Below are 10188 nucleotides of genomic sequence, written 5' to 3' on the forward strand. Positions count from 1 at the left end.
CCCCCCCCCCCCCCCCCCCCCCCCCCCCCCCCCCACGGGCGAGCCCGCATAGCGTGCTTCCGCTGCCGTTCGGCGGCCGCAGGCCACAAGAGGGCGACCACAAGGGACAGACGGGGGTGCGTGCGTGCGCGTGGGGCTCCTTACTGAGGGTGGGTATCCGTACGCCACGGGTGAGGGCGGTCAGTGGTGCGACCAGCTCGTGCGGGGCCTGCCGGGACACGACTTCGAGATCTGCGCCCTGAGCCGCCGCGCCCGCCAGGACGCGGGCGGCTGGTGCGACCTGCCGGAGCACGTGCGCAGGGTGCGCACGGCCCCCCTGTGGGGCGATCCGGCCGGAGCCGTGGGAGGCGCCCACCGTGCCTACGGCCGCCGCGAGCGCCGCCGCTTCGGCGCGTACTTCGCCGGCCTCGCCGAGGCCCTCACCGCCACCGTCGAGCCCGGCCCCGAGGACCGCAAGACCCAGGCGTACCGTTTCGCCGATGCCTTGAACGGCCTCGCCGACCTCGCCCGCGACGCCGGCGGCCTCGGCTCCGCCCTCCGCTCCGAACAGGCCCTGCGCATCCTGGAGGCCGCCTGCCGCGCCCCCGGCTGCCACCCCGCCGCCTACGGCATCCGCGTCGCCGACCTCCTCGCCGTCACCGCCCTCCTGGAGCGCGCCCTGCGCCCCCTCTCCCTCGACTGGTACGGCACCGCCGCCGACCGCGGGCTCGCCGGCGTCGACCTCTGCCACGCCACCACCGCGGGCTGCGCCGCCCTCCCGGGACTCCTGGCCAAACGCTTCTTCGGCACCCCCTTCCTCGTCACCGAGTACGAGGTCCGCCTGCGCGCCTACTACCTCAACAGCGCCGCCAGCGCCGCCGGCCTCTCCCTGCCCGTACGGACCCTGCTGTCCGCCTTCCACCGGCAGCTCACCGCCGAGATCTACGCCCGCGCCGACATCATCACCCCCGGCGACGCGCAGGTGCGCCGCTGGCAGGAGCGCTGCGGCGCGGACCCCGCCCGGCTGCGCACCGTCCACCCCGGCATCGACCCCGCTCCCTACGAGGCCGTGGGGGAGCGGGCCGAGGCCGGCGAGCGGACGGACGACGGCCTCACCGTGCTCTGGGCCGGCGGCAAGGCCGAGCCCTACCTGTGGGAGACCCTCGCCGCCCTGCGCCAGGCCGAGCCCGACGTGCGGATGCGCATCCTCGGCGACCCGCTGCCCGGCGTCCAGCCCGCCTTCGGCGTCTCCTACGAGCCCGTGGCCGACCCCTCCGCGTACGCGGCGGGCACCGTCGTCGTCCTCGCCGGCGGCACCGACACCTTCCCGGTGCCGCTCGTCGAGGCCATGTTCTGCGGCCGCGCCACCGTCTCGCCGGACTCCGCCGCCGTCCGCGAGGCCATCGGCGGCACCGGCCTCGTCGTCCCCCCGAGGAACGCCGGCGCCCTCGCCGGCGCCTGCCTGGAGCTGCTGCACGACGCCGGCCGAAGAGCCAGACTCGGCGCCGCGGCCCGCGCCCGGGCCCTCGAACTCTTCACCACCGAGAGGCATGTGACGGACTTCCACGGCATCTACCTCGAACTCATCTCCCGCGCTCCCGCCGGGCGGGACGCCGCCCCCGATCCCGCCGTCCCCTTCTCCCGCGCCGCCGAGTCCCGCGCCCCGATCGACCTGACGCCCCGGCAGTCCTCCCCGACCTGGGCAGGCCGCCCATGACCACACGGCTCAGGGACGGCAGCGCCCCCGCCGCCGCGGCCGGCATAGCCGCCGCGCCCGATCTCGTTCATGCCGGCCCGGTGGGTGAAGACCTGGTTGGTGGGGGCCCGGTTCGTGAAGACCCGGTTGGTGGGGGCCCGCTTCGTGAGGGGCCTGTGCACGGTGGTCCCGGGTCGGCCGGCTCCGCGCAGGCCGGTCCCGCGCAGGCCGGCTCCGTGAAGGCCGATCCCGTGAAGGCGCTGCTCCACCGCCACCACGGGCTGTGCGCCCGCGCCGTGGACCCGCTGGAGATCGCCGCCGTCCTGGAGGACGGGGGCCTCACCGACCGCGCGGCCGCGGAGTGCCGGCACAGGGACGTGTTCTCGCTGGCCGACGAGCTCTACGCACGCGCCGAGCGCGTGGAGCCCGTGCGGCCCGCCCCCGGCCCGCGCGCACCGCGCAACCCGGCAGCCCTCGCGCACGGCCCGCGCGCCCCCTGGCGGTTCGCCGGACTCCTCGCTGGCGCCTGGCTCGTCGCCTACGCCCTCCTCGGCGGTCCCGCCCTCGCCGCACTGCTCTCCGGCCGCGCCGGCGGACCGCCCCTGCCGGACGTCCTCAAGGCCGCCGCCCCGGCCGCCGCCGCCCTCGCGTGCGGCCTCGCCCCCGCCGCGTGGTGCGCCCGCTGGTTCACCGGGCGGGTGCGGCACGCCCTCGCGGCCAGCCGTTCCCGCGCCGAGTTCCGGGCCCGCACCTGGCCCCTGCTCCTCACCGCCGCCGCCCTGTTCACGGCCGCCCTGACCGCGCTCCTGTGGTCCGCGCGAGCGGCCCTGGGAGCTCCCGCCGCCCGGCCGCAGGAGCTCGCCGCCGTCACCGCGCTCGGCGGGCTGCTCTTCCTGGCCCGGCTGCTCACCGCCCGCGGCTTCGGCCGGCCGGCCGCCGTCGCCGCACTGGCCGCCTGCGGCATGGAAGCGGCCGCGCTCGCCGCCACGGCGCCGGGAGCCGGAGCGCCCCGGCTGCCGGGAGCGGCCGCCTGGGCGGCCGGCGCCTACGGCCCCGCCGCCATACCCCTCGTGGCCTGCGCGCTCCCCGCGCTCGCCCTCCTCGCCCACGCCCTGACCGCCCTCTCCCGGGCCTCCGCCCACCGCCAGGGGGCCCACGCACCCGTCCCCGCCGATCCCGGAGAAGCCCCGGCCCGGGCCCGGTGACCACCCGTCCCCGTCGCACACCCCCTTCAGAGGAGCAAGGAAGATGACCGTTCACCCCATCCGCACCGCCGGGCGAGAGCGAGGGCGCGACCGATGAGGGTTCTGCTGCTCGGTGCCAACGGCTACCTCGGCCGTTACGTGGCCGACCGCCTGCTCGCCGACCCCGCCGTCCAGCTCACCGCGCTCGGCCGCGGCGACGACGCGGACGTCCGCTTCGACCTCGCCACCGGCAGCCCCGGCGCGCTCACCCGCTTCCTCAACGCCGTCCACCCCGGCGTCGTGATCAACTGCGCGGGCGCCACGCGCGGCGGGGCCCGCGACCTCACCCGGCACAACACCGTCGCCGTCGCCACCGTCTGCGAGTCGCTGCGCCGCAGCGGCTGCGGCGCGCGCCTCGTCCAGCTCGGCTGCTCCTCGGAGTACGGGCCCTCCCAGCCCGGCTCGTCCACCGCCGAGGACGCCGTGCCGCGCCCCGGCGGCCCGTACGGGGTGAGCAAGCTCGCCGCCACCGAGCTCGTCCTCGGCTCCGGCCTCGACGCGATCGTCCTGCGCGTCTTCTCGCCCGTCGGCCCCGGCACCCCGGCCGGCTCCCCTCTCGGCCGGCTCGCCGACGCCCTCCGGCGGGCCATGCAGAACGGCGACAGCGAGCTGAAGCTCAGCGGCCTCGGCGTCCAGCGGGACTTCGTCGACGTCCGCGACGTCGCCCGCGCCGTGCACGCCGCCTCCCTCTCCGCCGCCCAGGGCGCCGTCAACATCGGCACCGGCCGCGCGGTCCGGCTGCGCGAGGCCGCGGCCACGCTCGCCCGCGTCGCCGGCTACGGCGGCTCCCTCCACGAGCTCGACGACCCCCACCTCGGCACCCCGCCCGCCTACCCGTACCCCGACGGCTGCGGCAGCTGGCAGCAGGCCGACGTCCGCACCGCCCGCGACCGGCTCGGCTGGCGCCCCCGGATCGGCCTGGAGGAGTCGCTGGCCGACATCTGGATGGAGGCCGCGTGTCGCATCTGAGCCCGCCCGGGCAGCGGCGCTCCCGCGTGCGCGAGGCCCCGCTGCGCTTCGGGGTCCCGGGCTTCGCGCACCCCCTGCTCGCCCCCGCCGAGTGGGGCGAACTCCTGCGCGCCGACGTCCCCGTGGAGTGGGTCGTGCTCGGCAGCGGCGCCATGGCCGCCCCGGGCGGCACCGCCTCCGGCGGCCCCGGTGACCGCCCGGACCCGTATCGCGTGGCCGCCGCCGCCCGGCTGCGCGAAGCGGGCGTCCGGGTCCTCGGCCACCTGGACCTGAGGTTCGGCGAGCGCCCGCTCGGCGAGGTGCTCTCCGAGGCCCAGCGCTATCTGAACTGGTACCGGGTCGACGGCTTCGCCCTCGACGCCACCCCCGCCGACCCGGCCGCCCTGCCCGGCACCCGGCGCACGGTCGCCTCCCTGCGCACCGTGCTCGACCGGGCGTACGTCGTCCTCGTCCACGGCACCCACCCCTCGCCCGGCTACGCCGACCTCGCCGACCAGCTCGTCACCTTCTACGGCCCCTGGCCGGCGTACCGCTGGTCGCAGGTGGCCGAGTGGACCGCCGACTTCCCGGCCGCCCGCTTCTGCCACCTCGTGCACGGCGTCCCCCGCGCCCACCTGGAGGAGGCGCTGCGCCTCGCCCGCTGGCAGGGCGCCGGCACGATCTACTTCACCGACCGGACGGACCGGGACGAAGCGGACCCCTGGGAGGTGATGCCCGGCTACTGGGACGAGATCGTCTCGCGCATCGGACCGGGTGTCTCGGAATGAGACGGGGCGTGGCAGTGTTACCGGGGAAGGACCGAACGCCGCCTGTATGTTCCCCGCCCCGGCGGGGAGGACCCTGGAGTCCCCGTGTCGCTGCCACCGCTGGTCGAGCCGGCTGCCGAGCTCACCGTAGACGAGGTTCGTCGGTACTCCCGCCACCTGATCATCCCGGACGTCGGGATGGACGGGCAGAAGCGCCTGAAGAACGCCAAGGTGCTCTGCGTGGGTGCCGGCGGTCTCGGTTCCCCCGCCCTGATGTACCTGGCCGCGGCCGGCGTCGGCACCCTGGGCATCGTGGAGTTCGACGAGGTCGACGAGTCGAACCTGCAGCGTCAGATCATCCACAGCCAGGCGGACATCGGCCGCTCCAAGGCGGAGTCCGCGCGCGACACCGTGCAGGGCATCAACCCGTACGTGAACGTCGTCCTGCACGAGGGCCGCCTCGAAGCCGACAACGTGATGGAGATCTTCTCCCAGTACGACCTGATCGTCGACGGCACGGACAACTTCGCCACGCGCTACCTCGTCAACGACGCCTGCGTGCTGCTGAACAAGCCGTACGTGTGGGGCTCGATCTACCGCTTCGACGGCCAGGCGTCCGTCTTCTGGAGCGAGCACGGCCCCTGCTACCGCTGCCTGTACCCCGAGCCCCCGCCGCCGGGCATGGTGCCCTCCTGCGCCGAGGGCGGCGTGCTGGGCGTGCTGTGCGCCTCGATCGGCTCGATCCAGGTCAACGAGGCGATCAAGCTGCTGGCGGGCATCGGGGAGCCGCTGGTCGGCCGCCTGATGATCTATGACGCCCTGGAGATGACCTACCGCCAGGTCAAGGTCCGCAAGGACCCCGATTGCGCGGTCTGCGGCGAGAACCCGACCGTCACGGAGCTCATCGACTACGAGGCGTTCTGCGGCGTGGTCTCGGAGGAGGCCCAGGAGGCCGCGGCCGGCTCCACGATCACTCCCAAGCAGCTCAAGGAGTGGCTGGACGACGGCGAGAACATCGACGTCATCGACGTCCGCGAGCCGAACGAGTACGAGATCGTCTCCATCCCGGGCGCGCGGCTTATCCCGAAGAACGAGTTCCTGATGGGCACGGCCCTGCAGGACCTCCCGCAGGACAAGCGCATCGTCCTGCACTGCAAGACGGGTGTCCGGTCCGCGGAAGTGCTGGCGGTGCTCAAGGCCGCCGGGTTCGCCGACGCGGTGCACGTGGGCGGCGGCGTCATCGGATGGGTCCACCAGGTGGAGCCGGACAAGCCGGTGTACTGAGCGTTGCTCTGCTGAGGAGTAAGGGGCGACCGCTGTTGCGGTCGCCCCTTACTCCTCGCTGTTCACGAGCACGTCGTGCCTGCGGCCGGGACCTTGCCCTCCAGCAGGTACGTGTTGACCGCACCGACCGTGCACGCGTTCCCGCTGTTGTACGCCCCGTGCCCCTCGCCCTTGTACGTGAGCTCCGCGGCGACGCCCTTGCCGAGGCCCTCGGCCATCCGGTGCGCGCCCTCGTAGGGCGTCGCCGGGTCGCCCGTGTTGCCGATGACGACGATCGGCGCCGAACCCTCCGCACTGACGTCGACCGTCTTCCACTTGCCCTCGACGGGCCACCCCGTGCAGCCCAGGAGCGACCAGGCCGAGGCCTCCCCGAAGACCGGGGACGCGGACCGGAACCGGGGCAGCAGGCCCTTCACGTCGTCGGCCGTGAACCGGTCCCGGGAGTCGGCACAGGAGATCGCCCGGTTGGCCGGCTGGAGGTTGCTGTAGCGGCCGTCGGGGCCGCGCCCGCTGAGGAGGTCGTAGAGCACCAGCAGGGTGTCGCCCCTGCCCTTGTTCATGGCCTCCTGCAGGCCCTGCGTCAGGTACTTCCAGGTGTCCTTGGAGTACAGGGCGGACGCGATGCCGTTGACGGCCTCGTCCTGGGTCAGCTTGCGGCCCTGACGGGTCGGCAGGGGCTGACCGTCCAGCTTCTTGAGCAAGGAGACGATGCTGTCCTGCGTCGGGCACGCGGCGCCCCGGGCGGAGGCCGCGCAGTCCTTCAGGTAGTTGTCCAGGGCGAGCTGGAAGCCCTTGGTCTGACCGAGGTTGCCCTCGACCGTGTCCTGCGTCGGGTCGACCACGGCGTCGAGCACGGCGCGGCCCACGTTCTTCGGGAAGAGGTGGGCGTAGACGGCGCCCAGCTCCGTGCCGTAGGAGATGCCGAAATAGTTGAGCTGGGCATCGCCCAGGGCGGCCCGCAGCCGGTCCATGTCGCGGGCGGCGCTCAGCGTGTCCACGTGGGGCAGGACCTTGGCGGAGTTCTTGGCGCAGGCGTCCACGTACGCCTTGTTGGCCGCGAGGGCCGCCCGCTCTTCCTGCGCGTCGTCCGGCGTGCCGTCGATCTGGGCGGCGGCGTCGGTCTCCTTGTCACCCAGGCAGCGGACGCCCGCGCTGTCGCCCACGCCGCGGGGGTCGAAGCTGACCAGGTCGTAGCGGTCGCGCAGCTTGTCGTAGCTGGTGGCCAGGCCCGGCAGGGTGGCCACGCCCGAACCGCCGGGGCCGCCGAAGTTGAAGACGAGCGAGCCGAGGCGCTTGCCCTTGTCCCGCGCCTTCGCGCGGATCAGGGCGAGTTCGATCTTCTCGCCGTCCGGCTTCGCGTAGTCGAGGGGCACGGGCAGCTTGGCGCACTCCCAGTCCTTGCCGGGCGCCTTGCCGTCGGGGGAGACGCCCTGCGCGACGCTGGGTGCGGGACAGGCCGTCCAGCGCAGCGGCGGGCCCGTGGGGGCGCCGCCGTCCCGGGCGCCGCTCGCGCTGCTGCGTTTGCCGTCCCCGGAGTCCGGGGAGCCCGCATCGCCGCAGCCGGAGGCGGACAGGGCCGTCACGAGCGCGATGCCGGCGCCGAGGAGGGCGGTGGTGGCCCGAGGCCTAGGGGAGCTCATTCCCCCGACTGTACGGAGGTGAAGGCGGTGGAGTCGCCGCCGCGCGGAGGCGTCACCCGGCGCGCAGGGGCGCACAACCCATATGCACGGCGACCGCGTCCACGTAGAGCTGGAAGACCTCGCGCGGGTCGTCCGGCCCGGTGCGGGGGCGGCCCGGGGCGCTGCGCATGGCGAAGACCGTGGGCCTGCCGCCGCAGTCCGCCCTGACCAGGGCGCCGGCCGCGTCGATGCTGCCGTGCGCCCGCCAGCCGGGGGCCGGCGGGCGGTCGCCCGTGAGGCCGTCGAAGAGGGCGACCAGACGGGGGCGGGCGGTGGCGGTGAAGCGGGCCTCTTTTATGACGCAGCTGTGGAAGTCGCTGGTCTCGGAGAGCTCCGTGCCGGTGACGTGCTTTGTGTTCTGTTTGCTCAGGCCTGCTATGCCGCAACCCTCGGGGGCGGTGGTGGGGGATGTGTGTTGGCGCAGGCGGAGGGGCGGCAGTGTTGTGCAACTGGTCTTTTCCGTTGCTTTGTTGGCTGCCGCTACCAGTAACTCGCCTGCGGTGGTGACAGGAAGTGCCTTTGCGCTCTTCAGTGTTATGACCGACGGGCGGCCGTCCACGTCGCAGCTCTCCGGCAGCACCAGGGCGCCCGTGCCGGAAGCGGCAGCGGTGAACCCCGGTAAGCCGTCCGGGAGCGGGACGTCCCCGCCGGTGAATAACTCGCCCAGCCACGTCCGCCGTTCGCCCGCCTCCCGCGGGCCCGTGCCCAGGCGGAGGTCCAGCCGCTGCGCCTCCATGCCGCCGCCCCGGCCGCTGTGCCAGCGGAGCGAGCACCGGCCGGTGGGGCGGCCCGGCGCGGGCGGATCCTCGTCGGCGATGCGGTCGCGGTCGCCGCGGCGGAACGGCGCCTCGCCCTCGGGCCAGGCGCCCCAGCAGTACGCGCGCCCGCGGAGCGGGGTGGACTGCGTCTGCCACAGCGCGACGAGGGCGGCCACCAGGGCGGCGATGGCCAGGGCTCCGGTGAGGGTGTGGGCGTGGGTGTGCGCGTGGGCGTGGGTGTGGGGCCTGCGGTGGTCCGGGTGGTCCGGGTGGTTCTCGGTGGAGTGGGGTGCGGATGTGGTGTGCGTTGGTGTGGTGCGTGGCGTTTCGTGCGGCACTTCGTCCCCCCGAACTTCGTTCGTCGTCCGCGGAACTGCTGTGCGGGCGATCGTAGTGCGGGCCACTGACATTCGACCCGAGTTGATCGTGTCTCGTGCCCGTCACCGGTGATATGTGCTATGTGTGCTATGAGCAGATCTTGTCTGGTTCCGGCACCGTACCGTCCAGCAGGTAGGCGTCAACTGCCCCCTTGACACACGCATTGCCGCTGTCGTAGGCGCCGTGCCCCTGGCCGCGGTAGGTCAGCTCGGCCGCCACGCCCGGACCCAGCTCCTGCGCCATGCGCTTCGCTCCCCCGTAAGGGGTCGCGGGGTCGCCCGTGTTGCCGACGACGAGGATCGGCGCGGAGCCCTTCGCGCTGACGTCGGGCGTCTGCCACGCGCCCTTCACGGGCCAGCCCGTGCACTGGGTGAGGCTCCAGGCCATGAAGTCCCCGAAGACCGGGGACGCCTTGCGGAACTCCGGCACGCGCCGCTCGATCTCGGCCGCGGTGTAGCGCTGGGCGAAGTCCGCGCAGGTGATGGCGTTGAGGGAGGACTGCAGGGTGCTGTAGTGGCCGTCCTGGCCGCGGCCGTTCATGGCGTCGCCGAGCGAGAGCAGGAGCCGGCCGTCGCCGCCCTCGGCGTCCTCGATGCCCTCGGTCAGGTAGTCCCAGAAGTCCCTGGAGTACAGCGACTGGGCGATGCCGCCGGTCGCGAGCGAACGGGTCAGCTCGCGGCCGCCCCCGCCGGGCACCGGCTTGTCGCCCAGGCGCTGGAGGAGGGCGCGGATCTGCGGTTCCGTGGGGCAGTTGTCCGACGTTTGCGTGCAGGCCTGCATGTAGTTGGTGAGGGCCAGCTCGAAGCCCTGGGCCTGGGCGAGGGCGCTCTGCACGGGATCCGCGGTGGGGTCCACGACACCGTCGAAAAGCGCGCGGCCGACTTTGTCCGGGAACAAGTGGGCGTAGACGCTGCCGAGTTCCGTGCCGTACGAGACGCCGAAGTAGTGCAGCTTGGCGTCGCCCAGCACCTCGCGCATCAGGTCCATGTCGCGGGCGGCGTTCTCCGTGCCCACGTGGGGGAGGACCTTGCCGGAGTTGCGCTCGCAGCCGGCGGCGTAGGCGGCCACTCGCTCCACCAGGGCCTTTTCCCCGGCCGGGGTGGAGGGCGCGGCGTCCGCGGCGTAGTACGCGTCGAGCTGCCGGTCGTCCAGGCAGGTGACGCCGCTGCTGCGGCCCACGCCCCGCGGGTCGAAGCTGACCAGGTCGTAGCGGGTGCGGAGCGCCTTGTAGTCGTCCGCGAAGGCCGGGAGCGTGGTGATGCCGGAGCCGCCGGGGCCGCCGAAGTTGAAGACGAGCGAGCCGATGCGGTGGGTGCGGTCGGTGGCCTTGGTCCGGATCAGGGCGATGCCGATGGTGTTGGTGTTGCTTCTGGGTTTTGTGTAGTCGAGGGGGGCCTGGAGGGTCGCGCACTCCCAGTCGGGGCCGGGGGCGCGCTCGGAGGATCCGCCTTCTGC

General features: G+C 74.1%; 8 protein-coding genes. 5 read left to right on the forward strand and 3 right to left on the reverse strand.

What is annotated here, in order from left to right:
- Window positions 1–130: 130 nt before the first annotated feature.
- The 5 genes from ACSNOH_RS30035 (at window position 131) to moeZ (ending at window position 5918) form a co-directional block, all read left to right on the forward strand.
- A complete protein-coding gene (locus ACSNOH_RS30035; protein WP_436724597.1) occupies window positions 131–1696 on the forward strand; it encodes a DUF3492 domain-containing protein in 1566 nt (521 codons plus the stop codon).
- 215 nt (window positions 1697–1911) lie between these two features.
- The gene (locus ACSNOH_RS30040) at window positions 1912–2880 is read left to right on the forward strand and encodes a hypothetical protein (protein WP_436724598.1); all 969 of its coding nucleotides are present in this window, start codon (window positions 1912–1914) and stop codon (window positions 2878–2880) included.
- A 93-nt stretch (window positions 2881–2973) separates the two neighbouring features.
- Window positions 2974–3888 (forward strand): NAD-dependent epimerase/dehydratase family protein, encoded by a 915-nt coding sequence (locus ACSNOH_RS30045; RefSeq protein WP_030366193.1) that lies wholly within the window; start codon window positions 2974–2976, stop codon window positions 3886–3888.
- Window positions 3876–4655, forward strand: coding sequence for a spherulation-specific family 4 protein (locus tag ACSNOH_RS30050; protein WP_436724599.1), 780 nt, complete (start codon window positions 3876–3878; stop codon window positions 4653–4655). The genes ACSNOH_RS30045 and ACSNOH_RS30050 overlap by 13 nt, the downstream gene beginning before the upstream one ends.
- 84 nt (window positions 4656–4739) lie before the next feature.
- Entirely contained in the window at window positions 4740–5918 is a 1179-nt protein-coding gene (moeZ, locus tag ACSNOH_RS30055; RefSeq protein ID WP_436724600.1) for an adenylyltransferase/sulfurtransferase MoeZ, read from the forward strand.
- 62 nt (window positions 5919–5980) lie between these two features.
- On the opposite strand, the gene ACSNOH_RS30060 is transcribed toward moeZ, so the two are convergent.
- The 3 genes from ACSNOH_RS30060 to ACSNOH_RS30070 form a co-directional block, all read right to left on the reverse strand.
- The gene (locus ACSNOH_RS30060; RefSeq protein WP_436724601.1) at window positions 5981–7558 is read right to left on the reverse strand and encodes an alpha/beta hydrolase; all 1578 of its coding nucleotides are present in this window, start codon (window positions 7556–7558) and stop codon (window positions 5981–5983) included.
- 52 nt (window positions 7559–7610) lie between these two features.
- A complete protein-coding gene (locus tag ACSNOH_RS30065) occupies window positions 7611–8693 on the reverse strand; it encodes a hypothetical protein (RefSeq protein ID WP_436724602.1) in 1083 nt (360 codons plus the stop codon).
- Window positions 8694–8820: 127 nt separating this feature from the next.
- Window positions 8821–10188: alpha/beta hydrolase (locus ACSNOH_RS30070; RefSeq protein ID WP_436724603.1), on the reverse strand; the 1368-nt coding region annotated here is incomplete at its 5' end.

The sequence above is a fragment of the Streptomyces sp. URMC 127 genome (assembly GCF_051386535.1).
GTDB lineage: Bacteria > Actinomycetota > Actinomycetes > Streptomycetales > Streptomycetaceae > Streptomyces.